11 protein-coding genes are annotated in these 16,730 nt (G+C 42.9%); 4 read left to right on the top strand and 7 right to left on the bottom strand.

Going from position 1 to position 16,730, the window contains the following annotated elements; genetic code table 11:
- Positions 1-67 precede the first annotated feature (67 nt).
- Positions 68-1,102, top strand: coding sequence for an aldo/keto reductase (locus P3L47_RS13920; protein ID WP_122362570.1), 1,035 nt, complete (start codon positions 68-70; stop codon positions 1,100-1,102).
- A 107-nt stretch (positions 1,103-1,209) separates the two neighbouring features.
- On the opposite strand, the gene P3L47_RS13915 is transcribed toward P3L47_RS13920, so the two are convergent.
- The 4 genes from P3L47_RS13915 to P3L47_RS13900 all read right to left on the bottom strand — a co-directional run bounded on the left by P3L47_RS13915 (position 1,210) and on the right by P3L47_RS13900 (position 8,692).
- A complete protein-coding gene (locus P3L47_RS13915) occupies positions 1,210-2,607 on the bottom strand; it encodes a DUF1186 domain-containing protein (protein WP_277781178.1) in 1,398 nt (465 codons plus the stop codon).
- Between the two features lie 110 nt (positions 2,608-2,717).
- Complete coding sequence (gene nifJ, locus P3L47_RS13910) at positions 2,718-6,275, bottom strand: pyruvate:ferredoxin (flavodoxin) oxidoreductase (RefSeq protein WP_277781177.1); 3,558 nt, start codon at positions 6,273-6,275, stop codon at positions 2,718-2,720.
- A gap of 33 nt (positions 6,276-6,308) precedes the next feature.
- Complete coding sequence (locus P3L47_RS13905) at positions 6,309-7,487, bottom strand: ATP-binding protein (RefSeq protein WP_075557002.1); 1,179 nt, start codon at positions 7,485-7,487, stop codon at positions 6,309-6,311.
- Between the two features lie 185 nt (positions 7,488-7,672).
- On the bottom strand, positions 7,673-8,692 hold the full coding sequence (locus P3L47_RS13900; protein WP_122362573.1) for a branched-chain amino acid aminotransferase: 1,020 nt from the start codon (positions 8,690-8,692) through the stop codon (positions 7,673-7,675).
- Between the two features lie 84 nt (positions 8,693-8,776).
- Between P3L47_RS13900 and metF the strand changes: the two genes are divergently transcribed.
- Positions 8,777-9,727, top strand: a complete 951-nt coding sequence (gene metF, locus P3L47_RS13895; RefSeq protein ID WP_277781176.1) for a methylenetetrahydrofolate reductase [NAD(P)H] — start codon at positions 8,777-8,779, stop codon at positions 9,725-9,727.
- A 169-nt stretch (positions 9,728-9,896) separates the two neighbouring features.
- On the opposite strand, the gene P3L47_RS13890 is transcribed toward metF, so the two are convergent.
- Positions 9,897-10,838, bottom strand: a complete 942-nt coding sequence (locus P3L47_RS13890) for a metallophosphoesterase (RefSeq protein ID WP_277781175.1) — start codon at positions 10,836-10,838, stop codon at positions 9,897-9,899.
- A 354-nt stretch (positions 10,839-11,192) separates the two neighbouring features.
- On the opposite strand from P3L47_RS13890, the gene P3L47_RS13885 reads away from it, so the two are divergent.
- A complete protein-coding gene (locus P3L47_RS13885) occupies positions 11,193-12,317 on the top strand; it encodes a DNA polymerase III subunit (RefSeq protein WP_277781174.1) in 1,125 nt (374 codons plus the stop codon).
- Positions 12,318-12,325: 8 nt separating this feature from the next.
- Here the strand turns inward: P3L47_RS13885 and P3L47_RS13880 are convergent, their stop codons facing one another.
- The gene (locus tag P3L47_RS13880; RefSeq protein WP_277781173.1) at positions 12,326-13,648 is read right to left on the bottom strand and encodes an MATE family efflux transporter; all 1,323 of its coding nucleotides are present in this window, start codon (positions 13,646-13,648) and stop codon (positions 12,326-12,328) included.
- Between the two features lie 256 nt (positions 13,649-13,904).
- Here P3L47_RS13880 and gldB point away from each other — a divergent pair, with 256 nt between their 5' ends.
- Positions 13,905-14,900: a gliding motility lipoprotein GldB gene (gene gldB, locus P3L47_RS13875; RefSeq protein ID WP_277781172.1), complete on the top strand. Its 996-nt coding sequence runs from the start codon at positions 13,905-13,907 to the stop codon at positions 14,898-14,900.
- Positions 14,901-14,977: 77 nt separating this feature from the next.
- On the opposite strand, the gene P3L47_RS13870 is transcribed toward gldB, so the two are convergent.
- Complete coding sequence (locus tag P3L47_RS13870) at positions 14,978-16,594, bottom strand: ABC-F family ATP-binding cassette domain-containing protein (protein WP_277781171.1); 1,617 nt, start codon at positions 16,592-16,594, stop codon at positions 14,978-14,980.
- Positions 16,595-16,730 lie beyond the last annotated feature (136 nt).

The raw sequence follows: 16,730 nt of genomic DNA, 5'->3' as shown, positions 1-16,730 counted from the left end.
AATAAATACATGCATATTTTATATACCTTTGTAAGTAAGATCTTAATAACAATTTAATAGGTAAGCTATGGAATACAGACAATTAGGAGGTTCAGGGCTATATGTACCCGTACTCTGTTTAGGGACTGCCACTTTTGGAGGCACAAACGGTTTTGAAGGTTGGGGTCATACCCAGGTGGAAGAAGCCAGACGCATGATAAACCGCTGCCTGGATGCGGGCGTAAATCTGTTCGATACCGCAGATGCATACTCTGACGGATTATCTGAAAAAATATTGGGAAAAGCAATGGAAGGGCTGAGAAACAAATTATTGATCTCAACCAAAGCGACATTCAACCTGAACCCGGAAAGCCGCAATGCGATGGGTTCTTCCCGTTTTCATCTGATCGAAGCTTGCGAAGCCAGTCTGAAACGGCTGAACACGGATCATATAGATATTTATCATATGCACGGATTCGATGCCAATACGCCGGTAGAGGAAACGCTTCGTGCACTGGACGATCTGATCACGGCAGGTAAGATACGGTATATCGCCTGTTCCAATTTCTCCGGATGGCATCTGATGAAAGCTTTATCAGTATCCGAACGATATGGCTGGAGCCGCTATGTGGCACAGCAGGTTCATTATTCTTTGCTGAACAGGGAGTTCGAATGGGAGTTGATGCCGCTCGGTATCGATCAGAAGGTTGGCTCTATCATCTGGAGTCCGCTTTCTGCCGGCCGCTTAGGCGGGAGATACAGAAGAAACAATCCGATACCGGCTGACGGACGTGTAGCTCGCGGCGGCAGCCCTATTCCTGACGAAGCGACATCTTACGAACGGTTGTACAATATTATGGATGTATTGGATGAAATAGCCGAAGAGACGGGACATACTGTTGCACAATGTGCGTTGAACTGGTTATTGCAACGTCCTACTGTTTCCAGCCTGATTATTGGAGCCAGCACAGAGGAACAATTAAAACAAAACCTGGAAGCTGTCGGGTGGAATCTGACACCGGAACAGGTAAAACGTTTAGATGAAGCCAGCCAGGTCACTCCCGTTTACCCGTATTGGCATCAGGCACAATTCCCGTTCCTGAATGCACAGATTCAGTTTTAGAAAATAGTGACCCCGCCCCTACGGTCGAACCTGCCTGTTCCATTGTGACGGCGCCTGTAAGGGCGGTTCGCGAACCGCCCTTACATTCAAAACTGATCCTTCCGCTCTTATTCCAACCTCTTACACCAAGAACTATAATACTTCTGATTACGTTCATAGATATCGATCAACTTTCTTTCTCTGAGAGGTTTTTCTTTAGCGAGTATATCTTCTTTCACGACTTCCAAAGTTCCACAGGACATTTCATCCACATCACAAACTTCAAAAAAGTCCTCGATCTCCGGCAATAACTCCTCAGGGCAAATATCCAGCATCTCAGCTATCATCAAGCCACCCAATCCGGCTGAATAGATTGAAAGATCGGTCGCATTCTCCTTAAAAAATTGCATCAACTCGCGGTACCACTCCAGTACATCTTCCCGCCTTCCAGGTTCATCGGATATCAAATTCATTGCTATGAACACGACGAATTTGAAATACATATACAGTCCGGGTTCCTTGACAAATGCCAGTAACTCCGGTAATTTGTTACGCCCTACATAATAAAGAGTCAAACCCAAAACATCATCGGTCGAATCTCCAAAATTGATATCCATAAACTCAGAATCCTGACGCATCACTTCGAGGACTGTGTCCAAAGCCTCTTCCGCCCTCAATTCCCCCAGGAAGAAAAGAGCATGGATCAACGCAACATCCCCATTATTCTGTCCGATCATATACAATACCATTTGCTGCAAATCGGCTATCAGACTTTCACGAGGAAGGGAAAGGATTTGCTTTATATCCTCCGTCGATAATAGAAAATCATTGTGTGAACCTAAAAGAATCTGCAGTTCCTGATGAAACAGATTCAATTCAGACGGATACATCGGAGGATCATAAGTATAAGGTGTTTCCGGATATTCTTTAAAATCAGGGAATAAATCAGAAAAATCATCTTCCTCCTCATCTGCTATCATTAGTCTAAAATTACCATTCGTACTCTTTTCCAGAGCAGGAAGATATTTGCTTGCTTCCAGATTGCTCTCTACCACCAGATAAGGAGAACCATCCCTGCCATATTCATATTCGATTAAAGGAATATCATCCGTATCTTCTTCCAATATATATTGTGTCAAATCAAAACTCTTATCTGCTTTAATCCCCAGATCCTCCGCATAAGAAATCGCTCCGTAAATAATATTATGAGCCTCATTATAACTTATCTCAGTATGATTTTCCACCATCAGATCCTCTAGTATAGAATCAAAATCAGCCGGTGTTATATTAAACTTAAATATAGAATCTTTCAATCCGAGACAGAGAGTATCGACCAAATAGATCCCGAATGTATAATTTCCACCGGTATGACGACGGGAAACAAGAACTTCTGCTAATCCGACCTCTTGCCAATCAGTTGAAACAAAACACTTGTCTATTGATAGATTCCTGGCTTTCAGGCGAATGTATTTTTCAGGTGAAAGCTGTTGCTGCTGTTGAGCTGGTTTACTTTTCTTCTTAGCCATTTGCTTATTTGTTTAGTCCGTTAAAGATACGATGATTTATTTACTCTATAAAAAAAGCGGGACCTTCTTTCGAAGATTCCGCTTTTACTATTTAGATGATCATTAATCAATTATTCCTCAACACCCCATTGCTGTTTAGCCAGACGCTTGTAGTTATTAAGTCTCCACTTAGCGTTGTCTTCAGCAGCCTGGAACAATTCGCCAGCTTCAGCCGGGAACTGTTTTGTCAGAGATGCGAAACGTACTTCACCCTTCAGGAAGTCCTGGAACTTACTCCAATCCGGTTCTTTGCTATCCAAAGTGAACGGATTCTTGCCTTCAGCTTCCAATGCAGGGTTGTAACGCCACAAATGCCAGTAACCGCATGCTACTGCATCAGCTTCTTCCTGCTGGCTCTTACCCATACCCTTCTTCAAACCGTGGTTGATACAAGGAGCATAAGCGATGATCAATGAAGGACCGTCGTAAGCTTCAGCTTCGCGGATAGCCTTCAATGTCTGTGCCTGGTCAGCACCCATTGCGATCTGAGCAACATATACATAACCATAAGTTGTAGCCATCAGACCCAGGTCTTTCTTACGTACTCTCTTACCAGCAGCTGCAAACTTAGCGATTGCACCGACCGGAGTAGCTTTAGAAGACTGACCGCCTGTGTTAGAATAAACTTCAGTATCCAGAACCAGGATGTTGACGTTCTTACCGGAAGCAATTACATGGTCGAGACCACCGTAACCGATATCGTAAGAAGCACCGTCACCACCGATGATCCACTGTGAACGTTTTACCAGGAAGTGAGAAAGTTCCTTGATCTGTGCGCTAAGCGGACAGCCGTGAGTGATACCTTCTTCAGCAATAGCGATTATCTGAGGAGCCAATTCTTTTGTCTTATCCGCATCGTTCTGGTTTTCAACCCATGCTTTAAGTACTTCTTTTACTTCAGCAGGAGCATTTTCACCAGCAATAATTTCGTTCATTGCATTCGTCAGACGAGCACGCATCTTTTCGTTAGCCAGTTCCATACCCAGACCGAATTCACAGAAGTCTTCGAACAATGAGTTAGCCCAAGCCGGACCCTGTCCTTTATCATTTGTTGTATACGGAGTTGAAGGAACAGAACCTGAATAAATAGAAGAACAACCTGTTGCATTAGCTACCATTTCACGGTCACCGAACAACTGAGTTACCAACTTCACATACGGAGTTTCACCACAACCGGAGCAAGCACCGGAGAACTCAAACAACGGAGTTGCGAACTGAGAGTTCTTCACGTTAGCTTTGATGTCAACCAGGTGTTGTTTGCTTGAAACCTTTTCTGCACAGAAATCCCAGTTCGGAGCTTCAGCCAGCTGAGTTTCCAAAGCAGCCATCTTAAGTGCTTTACCACCCTTCTTCGGATTACCCGGACAAACATCGGCACAGTTACCACAACCCAGACAGTCAAGAACGTCAACCTGGATACGGAACTGCATTCCTTCAAATTGCTTTCCTGTAGCTTTCAAAGAGTTAGAGAACGGAGCAGCAGCCTGTTCAGCAGCATCCAACACAAACGGACGGATAGAAGCATGAGGACAAACATACGCACACTTGTTACACTGGATACAGTTGTCCGGTTCCCAAACAGGAACAAAAGCAGCTACACCGCGTTTTTCGTATTTAGCTGTTCCCTGATGCCATGTACCGTCTTCGATACCTTCGAATGCAGAAACCTTCAACAGGTCGCCATCCTGAGCATTGATAGGACGAACTACTTCGTTGATGAAAGCAGGATCGTTGTTTGCTACAACCTCATCATCCGGCAGGTTAGCCCATGACGGATCGACAGCAAGCTGAGTATATTCGCCACCACGATCGACAGCAGCATAGTTCTTATTAACTACATCTTCACCTTTCTTACCGTAAGACTTCACGATGAATTTCTTCATCTGTTCGATAGCCAGGTCAACAGGAATTACACCTGTGATACGGAAGAATGCAGACTGAAGGATTGTATTGGTACGGTTACCCAAACCGATTTCCAATGCAATCTGAGTAGCATTGATGTAGTAAACAGTAATGTTTTTCTGAGCGAAATAACGTTTTACCTTATTCGGCAGGTGTTTAGCCAACTCTTCGCCATTCCATACGGTATTCAGCAGGAATGTACCGTTTTCACGCAGACCACGAGTTACATCGTACATACGCAGGTAAGCCTGAACGTGGCAAGCAACGAAGTTCGGAGTATTTACCAAATAAGTGGAACGGATCGGATGGTCACCGAAACGCAGGTGAGAACAAGTGAAACCACCAGACTTCTTAGAGTCATAAGAGAAATATGCCTGGCAATATTTATTTGTATTGTCACCGATGATCTTTACAGAGTTCTTGTTAGCACCAACAGTACCGTCAGCACCCAAACCGTAGAACTTAGCTTCGAACATACCTTCGCCACCCAAAGCGATTTCTTCTTTCTGAGGAAGAGAAGTGAATGTAACGTCGTCTACGATACCAATTGTGAACTGGTTCTTCGGCATCGGCAATGCCAGGTTTTCATAAACAGCAAGGATCTGAGCAGGAGTAGTATCCTTAGAACCCAAACCGTAACGGCCACCCACAATAACAGGAGCGTTTTCTGCTCCGTAGTAGCAGTCTTTTACATCCAAATACAAAGGTTCGCCTGTTGCACCCGGTTCTTTTGTTCTGTCAAGAACTGCGATTCGTTTTGCAGTCTTAGGAACAGCAGCCAGGAAGTGCTTAGCAGAGAACGGACGATACAAGTGAACTGAAACCAAACCAACTTTTTCACCCTGAGCTGTCAGGTGGTCGATAGCTTCACGGGCAGCTTCCGTTACAGAACCCATTGCGATAATTACGCGTTCTGCATCTTCTGCCCCGTAATAATCGAACAAACCGTATTTGCGGCCTGTCAGCTTGGAGATTTCGTTCATATATTCTTCTACGATAGCAGGAACTGCTTCATAGTATTTGTTTGAAGATTCTCTGTGCTGGAAGAAGTGATCCGGGTTTTCAGCCATACCGCGAGCTTCCGGTTTTTCCGGATTCAATGCACGTGCACGGAATTCAGCCAACGCCTTCTGGTCGATCAGCGGAGCCAGATCCTCATTTTCCAACGCTTCGATCTTCTGGATTTCGTGTGATGTACGGAAACCGTCGAAGAAGTTCACGAAAGGAACGCGAGACTTGATAGTAGCCAAATGAGCTACACCTGCCAAGTCCATAACTTCCTGAACAGAACCTTCTGCCAACATTGCGAAACCAGTCTGACGTGCAGACATAACATCCTGATGGTCACCGAAGATACACAAAGCGTGTGAAGCCAGTGTACGGGCAGACACATGGAATACGCAAGGAAGCAACTCACCAGCGATCTTGTACATATTAGGGATCATCAGCAACAATCCCTGAGAAGCTGTGTAAGTTGAAGTCAGGGCACCAGCCTGCAAAGAACCGTGAACTGCACCTGCAGCACCACCTTCTGATTGCATTTCCTGTACCAAAACCGTTTCGCCGAAAATGTTCTTACGTCCGGCGGCAGCCCATTCGTCTACATATTCTGCCATTGTAGACGACGGAGTGATGGGGTAAATAGCGGCTACTTCGCTGAACATATATGAAATATGAGCAGCAGCCTGGTTACCATCACAGGTCAAAAATTTCTTCTGTTTTGTCATAGACTCTTACTATTAGTATTTAAAAGAATTTTATTAGTATAAAAAGCCAAAAAGCCAAAGCGGGATCATATTGCCATCTCCTACTTCAACCTTGTCTATTGCATAGTATAAATCGGGATTATTTTTCACCTTCATACTCTCCTCTATCCTGAAATTATACTTTTCATTTACCAAAAAGTGAGCGTTCTTAATTCCTTCGTTCAGTTTATTGTCTTTCAAAAGCTGGTTATAGAAAAAAGATTCGCGCACAGCCTGTATGTTCACCTCCATCGGACGGATGGGGTACATCAGATTCGAATTGTACATATATACGGTAGAGGGTTTTTTCGGAAACGATTCGCCTACCGGATACAGCATATTCATCAAACGGGCATCGGTCAGATATTTAATGTAATTCATCACAGTTGCCCGTGAAGTTTCTATGTCTTTACTTAACTGGCTGACGTTTGGCGTACATGGCGCACTGATCGCCAGCAAATATAATAATTTTCGGAGCTTCGGCAGATAACTTTGCTCGATTTGTTTAATATAAAGGACATCTACCTCCAGCATCATATTCATTGTCTTTAGCAGATTCTCCGAAAAATTACGTTTCTCCAAGAAAAAAGGATAAAAACCATGGTGCAGGTAATCCTGAAAATAAGCCATCGGTTTGGCTACCGAGCAGATATTACGGGCAATTTCCTGATGCTTTTCGATCACTTCCTCAAATGTATACGCCGGAAAATTATTTCCCGACATCAGATTCAGAAACTCACGGAAAGAAAAACCACGTAAATTATAAGAAACAACTTTACCTGAGAGATCCGGATTTTCCTCTTTCAGCCGCATTACAGACGAACCGGAAAAGATAATCTTCAGATCTTCAAAATTATCATAACAGTAACGTAACTCTTTCGACCATCCGGAATATTTAAAAACCTGGTCGATCAACAAAACTTTCCCTCCTTTCGCCCTGAACTCAGAAGCAAAATCGACTAAAGTACGTTCCGTAAAATAAAAATGATTCAGATTAATGTATAGGCACTCCTTATTATCAGCACCAAAATGTTCGCGAGCATAATCCAGTAAAAAAGTAGTCTTTCCTACCCCACGAGAGCCTTTGATACCGATCAACCGGTCATTCCAGTTAATCTCATCCATCAGCCCCCGGCGTACCGGTGCATGCAAATGTTCTACAAGGTATTTATGTGTTTTAAAGAATGCTTCCACCTTACTGTCTTACTATATAGGCCACAAAGATAGAAAATATCCGCTACTTTGCAATACCGAGATAGCAATTTTATTTTCAGTTGGCAATCCAAAGTTAACAATGCGTATTGACGTTTGAGAATTCGGAGTTGGCAGTTAATGGTATTTTTTAGAAATAACCACTAACTGTCAAACCTTTATCTTATTTATTCAATTATCGTTACCCATCCGTATGTATCAGGTTCATCACCATACTGGATACCACGCAGTTTATGATATAATTTTTCACAAACAGGTCCCGGCTTGCCATCTTTAGCAATTACATAAGACTTGTTGATGTCCAGATCGTCGATTTGTGAGATCGGAGCGATAACAGCTGCTGTTCCGCATTCCGCTGCTTCATCAAATGTTGCGAGTTCTTCCACCGGAACCGGACGACGTTCAACGGTCAGTCCCATATCTGCAGCTAATTGCTGCAAACTCTTGTTGGTGATTGAAGGCAGGATAGAATGAGACTGCGGAGTGATATAGCTATTACCACGGATACCGAAGAAGTTTGCCGGACCACATTCGTCCAAGTATTTCTTTTCTTTCGGATCCAGATAAAGAACGGCTGCATATCCTTTTTCCTTTGCTTTTTCACCGGCAACAAGGCTGGCGGCATAGTTACCACCGACTTTGATCGTACCTGTTCCCTGAGGCGCAGCACGGTCATATTCACGCATGATACAAACCTTCGACGGTTTGAAACCACCTTTGAAATAAGGTCCTACCGGTGTTACGAATATCATAAACATATACTCGGGAGCCGGCTTCACACCAACCTGTGCACCCAGACCGATCATCAGCGGGCGGATATATAGGGCTGCTCCACTCTCATAAGGAGGAACAAAACGTTCGTTCAATTTCACTACTTTGCGAACTGCTTCTTCAAACATTTCTACAGGAAGTTCAGCCATCTTGATGCCACGGCTGGAAGCTTGCATACGTTTGCCGTTTTCATCCATACGGAATACACGGATCTTCCCGTCTTTCCCCTTGAATGCTTTCAAACCTTCAAACGACTCCTGTCCGTAATGGAGGCAGGTTGCTGCCATGTGGATATTAATAATTTCAGAAGAGCTAACTTCCAATTCACCCCACTTACCATCGCGATAGTAACACCGTACATTGTAGTCTGTCTTCATATAACCGAATGCAAGATCAGACCAATTCATATTTTCCATATCATTGTCGTAATTAGATTATGAACGCAAAAGTAAGCTATTTCAGATGATAATTGTTACTTTTGCAGCAAAAATAATTAAAATATGAAAGTAATTGATCTGATCAACGGCAGTAAAACGACTGCTTTCTCATTCGAAATACTTCCGCCCTTGAAAGGGAACAGCATACAGAAAGTGTACAATGTGATTGATAGACTGAAAGAATTCGATCCTAAATACATTAATATTACTTCCCATCACAGCGAATACATTTATAAAACGCTTCCCGACGGAAGTTTTCAGAAAGTGAATATCCGCAAGCGTCCGGGATCGGTGGCTATTGCTTCCGCCATTCAGAATAAATACGGCATTCCGGCGGTTCCACATATTATATGTAAGGGATTTACGAAGGATGAAACGGAATATGCACTGATCGACCTGAATTTCCTGGGCGTATACGATTTGTTATTGCTTCGCGGAGACGTAAAAACACTGGAAGCCGGACAGAACACCGATTTGTATCATGAGCATGCTACCGACCTGCAGCAGCAGGTGAATGATTTCAATAAAGGGATTGCTATAGACGGTTCTACTTTTGAGGCTAACGAAACGCCGTTCTCATACGGTATGGCTTGTTATCCGGAAAAGCATGAAGAGGCTCCGAATATGGAGTCGGATATCTTTTATCTGAAAGAAAAAGTGAAGAACGGGGCTGATTATCTGGTTACGCAGATGTTCTTCGATAATGAAAAGTATTTTTCGTTTGTGGATCGTTGCCGGGCAGAAGGCATTACGGTTCCGATTGTTCCGGGAATCAAGCCGGTCGTATTAAAAAGTCAGCTGACTGTATTACCGAAGATCTTCCGCTCAGACATTCCGGAACCTTTTGCAGCCGAATTGCGCAAATGCAAAAATGACGACGAAGTAAAAGCCGTTGGTGTTGAATGGTGTATCCAGCAATGTAAAGATCTGATCGCTCACGGAGTTCCAAGCCTGCATTTCTATACGATGATGGCTACGGACAGTGTCTATAAAGTAGCGAAAGAAATTTACTAAACAATAGGAATAAACGCTATTGAGCATCCGAATAATCCGCCTTTCGATAATTATGGAAAGACCTTTTGATAGCTTTCGAAAAGTCTTCCCATAGTTGTCGAAAAGCCTTCCCATAGCTATCGAAAGGCAGATTGTTCGAAACTATCTGAAAACAAACAGGATAGTTTTATTAAACAGTACGATTTAACTCCTTATCTTCGCAATTAAAAAAACCGTCAATACGAATGTTGTTGTTCACACCAATCTCAACAACAGCAAAACTATTATTCCCGGGTAACTCTCCCTCTATCATCCCTCTCATTGTCCAGTAATGGATATTATTACGGAAGCTGTAATGCCCCGAATGATGATGCCCCTGAAATACAGCAAGTATATTTCCATTTTCTTCCAGCAAGGGAACGACCTCATCCGCATTGCCGACACAAAGCGCTTTACTTATATCAGAGAAACTATCCAGCAACTGATGTATAAAAATCAGGATCGGCTTGTTTTTATCTTTTAATTCTTCCTGCAGCCATTGGATCTGGTCTTTAGGGATAAAAGCTTTTGTCCAATCAAAATTACCTTTATCGTAAGGTGTTCCGTCCGGATTATGATTTGCATCCAGAACAATGAATTTTACCTTGTTACAGGTAAATGAGTAATATGTTTTCTTATCGGCATCACCATGATTGGAGGTATGTTGTAAAAAGTCTTCCTTGGAAATACTATCCATGTCGTGGTTACCCAACACATGATAAACAGGTCCCCGGAAAGTTTGGAACTCTTTTTCTATTTCATCCAGATAAGTAATTGTCTGCTCTCTCTGAGGAACATTGTCCTGATCCTTCAGATCCCCCAGCTCTATCACAAAATCCAAGTTTGAGTTATTAAAGACCTTTATAGCTTCTTTCAACTTCTCCATAGTTTGAGGGAAATAACGTGTTCCGTAAGGTTCACGCCTCGAATAATGCAAATCGGTAACAACCCCAAAACGGACTGCCCGTTGCTGCTGATCGCAGGAAATCAAAGAAGGAGAAGCAGCCAGAAGCAACACTCCTCCACAGGTTCTTTTTAGAAATAAACGTCTGTTCATCATATTGTCAGTCTCATGGATTTGAAATAAGACCATAAAGTTAAGAAAAAGTGAATATGACAAACACACAGAACGGTTAAATCATTAATAATTATGCCTGACTCAAATCCTAATGCAGCTTTTTTATACCTTTGCGCGTCATTTATGTATAAAAATCTGTTATACCGATAGGGGTTTTTGAAAGATCTCTGTCTTACAGATAAAATTTAAAAGAAGACAAAAATGAAATACGTATTATTTATTGCAATGGACCTTGCAGTATATCCTTTCCTATTGTTATTCTATGTCGCAAAATGTATCTTTGAGAAAATACAACCGATACACTAATGACTATTTCTTATTTCTCCCGATTATTCGTACCTTTGTTCTGACAACACAAAAGGGACATTCATGTATTTCAAAGATATAATCGGTCAGGAAGAAATAAAGAAACAACTTATCCATTCGGCACATACAGGTGTCGTACCACATGCCCAGTTATTTACGGAACAGGGAGGTGCTGGTGCTTTTCCTTTGGCTCTGGCTTATGCCCGCTACCTGAATTGCACCCACCGGACAGAGACGGATGCTTGCGGAACCTGTCCATCCTGCCTGAAATATAATGAACTGGCACACCCTGATTTGCATTTTGTCTTTCCTATCGTTGCCAAAAAAGAAAAGAAAAAAGAAGTCTGCGACGATTATCTGAGCGAATGGCGTGGTTTCCTCAAAGATCGTCCCTATTTCAATATAGACGGATGGCTCGACTATATCGATGCAGGCAACTCACAGGCTATCATCTATTCAAAGGAAAGCGACGAGATCATCCGCAAGCTGAATCTGAAAATATATGAAGCCACTTATCGCATCCTGATGGTCTGGCTGCCGGAAAAACTACATCCTACCTGTGCGAACAAACTCCTGAAAGTGATAGAGGAGCCTCCTTTGAACACCGTCATATTGATGGTTTCGGAAATACCCGATCAGGTATTGGGCACTATCCTGTCACGTGCCCAGCGGATCAATGTCCGTTCCATCCACCCCGAAGCGATAACGGCTGCTATGATGGCACAATTCGGTTTGGCTTCAGACGATGCCAAGCATGTGGCTCATCTGGCAAACGGCAATTACCTGAAAGCCGTGGAAGCGATCAGTCTGAGTGAAGAGAACAGCTTCTACCTGGAGCAATTCAAAACAATGATGCGCAACTCCTGGGCGCGGAATGTAAAAGGGATGAAAGCAATGGGAGATATCCTTGCCGGCATCGGACGCGAACGCCAAAAGAACTTCCTGCAATATTGCCAGCATCTGATCCGCGAAAACTTCATGTACCGTTTCCAGTCGCCCGACTTAAACTATATGAATATGGATGAAGCCGGCTTCGCCGTCAAGTTCGCTCCTTTCGTAAACGAACGGAATGTGTTCGACATCATGGAAGAACTGGCTAAAGCGGAACGCCACATCACACAGAATGTGAATGCCAAGATGGTCTTTTTCGATCTTTCATTGCGGCTTACGGTTTTGATAAAACGATAATATTTATATCATAACCTTTTATTTCGCCAGTTTCCTTTCCACAAATAAAAGAAAGAAATCAGCAACATCATATTATAAACATGCTCCGTTGTCCAGCAAACGGCAACATCGGCATGTAACCAGATACCGACCATAAACGTGTAGGACACATACACAAAGATACTTGCCATATCGATCCATAAAGCCACCTGCGTATTCCCCGTACCCGAAACACTGAAAAAATAAATGAACGCCGGTACGGCTAGCAGATAAGAAGAAAGCATCACCCACAACGAGGGTACAGAATTTTGGATCAGATCCGGATTATCCGTATAGATGCGCAAAACCAAATCCGGGAACAAGGCGATCAATATAGCTAACGGCAGCACGAAGAAATAACAAAGCCGTATCATACGTCCGCATAATCCCAGGACCTGATCCGATTTACCGGAACCGATCAGGTTACTTACCAGCGAGCTGGATGTGGAAGCAAACGCATTCACAAACATAAAAAGAAAAGAAGAAATACTCCTCACCACATTCGTAACAGCCAACGGACGTTCTCCCTGATGCTCCATCACCACAAAGAAGATAAACCACCCCACGAATGCAATACCATGCTGTACCATAATCCAGACAGACACATTCAATATTTGTTTGAGCATCCTGAAATCGATCCCCACAAAACTGAACATCGCATATTTCTTATAATCGATCTTCTTCCAGGTATAAATAATAAAGAACAGGACCGACACCGCCTCTGAAATAGAGGAAGCAATCGCAGCACCGGCAATTCCCAATGCAGGAAAACCGAACTTACCGAATATCAGGATATAATTCAGGACAACATTGGTCAATACCATCACGACTGAATTGGCAGTCAATATCTTTGTCTTGGTGATACCCACATAAAATGCCCTGAACATGACGGCAATAAAAGAGAAGAAAAAGCCATACACACGCCAGTCGACATAACTCATGGTAGCCCGATACACATCGTCCGAACCAATCAGTTTCCTGAGGATCAACGGAGAATATAAATGAGATGCGGTAAATAAAACCGCCGCAAGTAACAACAGAAAAAGTGTCCCTTGCATAAAGACCGGACCGATCCGTGTATAATCGTGAGCACCGTTGCGCCGGGCAATCAGAACCTGCGCTCCGACACTGAAGCCGAACCCCAACATATAAATAACCAGGTAATACACACCGGCCAATGCCGATGCACCTAATTCAACCTCTCCTACCCGACCCAAATAAGCCGTGTCGGTCAACCCGATCATGTGCTCCATCAGCAAACTGATAAGTACAGGATAGGTAATCTGCCAGATTTGTTTATTCGTAAATTGCATAAAGGATATTCAAAAGGATTGCAAAGGTAGTAATAAGAAGTTTTCCACACAATATAACGGATAAATATCCGTTTACCAATTTAGTCATGTAAGCATTCGATGTAACGCATAGTCATATCCCTACATAAAAAGTGTTTCACCCTGATGAAACAGTTGTTCCACCTAGGAGAAACAGTTGTTTCATTAGGGTGAAACACTTTTGGGAATACTATCTTCACATCTTCATTTGACCATATAACATAATAAAGATAGAGCAATGAATTGTAAAACACTCCTGACATTCCTTATGATCGTCTGCTTTTGTAGTTGTAACGGACAAAATACAAACGCAAACAATATCACGGATGCGACTCCGATGCCTGTTAACCGGTTCGATAAAGCGTTGTATGAACTGATTTGTTCCGATGACACCACGCTCAATCAGCAGTTATTAAATCAATATCCTCAAATGACAGAGATTCTGGGGAAAGGTATTCTGAATATGCAGTCACCGGATCTGCCCGGCTTTTTCACCAAGTTGGAAAACTTTTATTCGGAGCCGACCCTGAAAAAGCTCTATGCGGATGCTATTGCAAAATACGAATCGGTAACAGAGATGGAACAATCACTTAGTAATGCATTTGCCTGGGTACATGAAAAATTTCCGGCAATGCAGATTCCGGCTTTATATATGCACGTTTCCGGTTTAAATCAGAATGTGCTGGTCGGAGATAGTCTATTGTCTATTTCCATCGATAAATATATGGGGCAGGATTATCCGCTATACCAGGATTTTTTCTATGATTATCAACTTCGCAAGATGCAACCGTCACATATAGTTCCCGATTATGTCGCAGGTTGGCTGATGTCCGAATATCCTTTCACCGGCAAAGAGAATGTACTACTCGACCGGATGGTCTATGAAGGTAAGATCAAATATCTGGTTTTATCTGCCTTACCGGATATGTCTCCCGCCCAATTGTTCGGTTACACGGACGAAGCATGGGAATGGTGCAAAAACAATGAAGCAAATCTTTGGAAAGCGATTGTCGAACGTAAACATTTGTACACACCGGATCAGATGGCTACTACAAAATATTTTGAAGATATGCCCGCACAATTCCTGGCAAGCGATGCTCCCGGCAATATCGGAAGCTGGGTAGGACTGCAAATCATTCTGAAGTATATGAATGAAACCAATGCAACCCCCGAAGCACTGATGAAAAACGAAAATGCACAGGATATACTGACTCTATCCAAATATAAACCATAAGACATAAAAAAACCGCCCTATTCTCACGAACAAGACGGATAACCTAATCTAACTTAATTCTAATACCATGAAAAACACTATATCTTAATAACAGGGGTTGAAGAAAAAAGTTCAACGAACCTGTTTATTTTTATTTCTTTCACAAAGTAAAGATCGTGCGAAACCAAAAGCACTGTACCATTGTAGTCCTTGATGGCCGCTGTTATTATACTAACACTCCGGATATCCAAATTGTTCGTTGGTTCATCCAAAACAAATATATCCGGCGTGCTATTACTGACCATCAGGCAGCAGATAGCAAGCCTCATCTTCTCCCCACCGCTTAATTTTGAACAGTTTTTATCCCATGTACCGACCGGAAAAAGGAAACGGCTCAGGATCATTTTTAACTCATGCTCCGGTTTGGCGAACAGGTTGAATTGCTCCAACTGTTCAAAAACCGTCAGGTGAGGTTTCACGATCGAATATTCCTGGTCGATATATACATATTTGAAGTCTGCACGGGTAATCGTTCCCTCAGTCGGTTCCAATTCGCCCAGCAGCAACTTCAGCAATGTCGTTTTTCCCGCTCCGTTATTTCCGCTGAACTGGATACGGTCGCCACTCCGAACCTGCAGGTTCAACGGTTCTTTCCATAAACCATCCTGACCATAGCCAAAGTTCATATCCTTTACAGTGATCAATATTTTACCGGTATGAAGATTGGGGGAATTGAAATCCGTCTTCATCTGTTTCATATCCGGCAGCGTGTTCTGGATATCCGTAATGGTGGAATTGATCGAACCCATTTTCTCATCGTGTATATCCTTCAATTTAACGGTACTTTGTTCGGCATGCTGCTTCATGGCCCCCATCATTATCCGGGGAATGCCTTTCTTTATGGCGGCTTTCTCCCCTCTTACACTCGATTTGCTCTTTCTTTCAAGTGTTTCCCGGGCAATCTTCTTTGCCAACCGCAACTCTTTTTCTTTCTCGCTCAATTGATTCTGCAAGGCTGTCAATGCGACCTCTTTCTGTTCTTTATAAAAGTCGTAATTTCCACCATACAATGTAATCTTACTTCTTTCCAGTTCACAGGTGTAAGGCAGCAGGTTGAGCAGTGTCCTGTCATGGCTGACAATAAGCATGGTGGCACGGCTCGACTCGATAAAGCTATAAAGTTTCTTTCTGCTATTTACATCCAAATGGTTGGTCGGTTCGTCCATCAGGATGATCTCAGGAGAATGTATCTGAATACCGGCTAAATACACTTTCGTCTTTTCACCGCCGCTCAATGTACTCATCGATTGGTCCAGCCGGATATGTTCCAATCCCCAGGAGGAAAGAGCGGCCAAGCTTCGTTCTTCAATATTCCAGTCATCATCCAGAACGGTAAAATTATCGGCCGACGCATCTCCCGCTATAATGGCATGTAATGCATTGATTTTGGATTCGACCAACAAGGCTTGTACCACAGTCAACTGATCGTATTGACCGAAATGTTGCGGCACATAATAGGGTTTGGAAGAACAAACGACCTCCCCGGAGGAGGGTTTCAAACTTCCTTCAATAATACGTAGCAAAGTTGATTTACCGGAACCGTTATTTCCCACTAATGATAATTGCTCCCCTTCGTTTACCGTCAAACTGATATTTTGAAATAGTGGTTCTTTATCCGCATGGATATAGCAAAGCTGTTGTACTGATATGCACATAGTCTATCTGCTTTAAAAATGTTAGAAACTAAAATCTGGAAATAAAAAATGCGCCAGGATACAGCGCAGGACATAGCCGGAAGGTTATACAGAAACTTACTCCCATTCGGATCGGGAGCTACTCATAAATATGTTC

It is taken from the genome of Parabacteroides chongii (genome assembly GCF_029581355.1).
Classification (GTDB): Bacteria; Bacteroidota; Bacteroidia; order Bacteroidales; family Tannerellaceae; genus Parabacteroides; species Parabacteroides chongii.
Note: the sequence above shows the minus strand (reverse complement) of the source record. Positions and strands in the feature narration are given on the sequence as shown.

Bases quoted from the DNA above. Each gene is read 5' to 3' on its own strand.
- P3L47_RS13920 (WP_122362570.1), top strand. From the start codon at position 68: ATGGAATACAGACAATTAGGAGGTTCAGGGCTATATGTACCCGTACTC.
- P3L47_RS13915 (WP_277781178.1), bottom strand. From the start codon at position 2,607: ATGGCTAAGAAGAAAAGTAAACCAGCTCAACAGCAGCAACAGCTTTCA.
- nifJ (WP_277781177.1), bottom strand. From the start codon at position 6,275: ATGACAAAACAGAAGAAATTTTTGACCTGTGATGGTAACCAGGCTGCT.
- P3L47_RS13900 (WP_122362573.1), bottom strand. From the start codon at position 8,692: ATGGAAAATATGAATTGGTCTGATCTTGCATTCGGTTATATGAAGACA.
- metF (WP_277781176.1), top strand. From the start codon at position 8,777: ATGAAAGTAATTGATCTGATCAACGGCAGTAAAACGACTGCTTTCTCA.
- P3L47_RS13890 (WP_277781175.1), bottom strand. From the start codon at position 10,838: ATGGTCTTATTTCAAATCCATGAGACTGACAATATGATGAACAGACGT.
- P3L47_RS13885 (WP_277781174.1), top strand. From the start codon at position 11,193: ATGTATTTCAAAGATATAATCGGTCAGGAAGAAATAAAGAAACAACTT.
- P3L47_RS13880 (WP_277781173.1), bottom strand. From the start codon at position 13,648: ATGCAATTTACGAATAAACAAATCTGGCAGATTACCTATCCTGTACTT.
- gldB (WP_277781172.1), top strand. From the start codon at position 13,905: ATGAATTGTAAAACACTCCTGACATTCCTTATGATCGTCTGCTTTTGT.
- P3L47_RS13870 (WP_277781171.1), bottom strand. From the start codon at position 16,594: ATGTGCATATCAGTACAACAGCTTTGCTATATCCATGCGGATAAAGAA.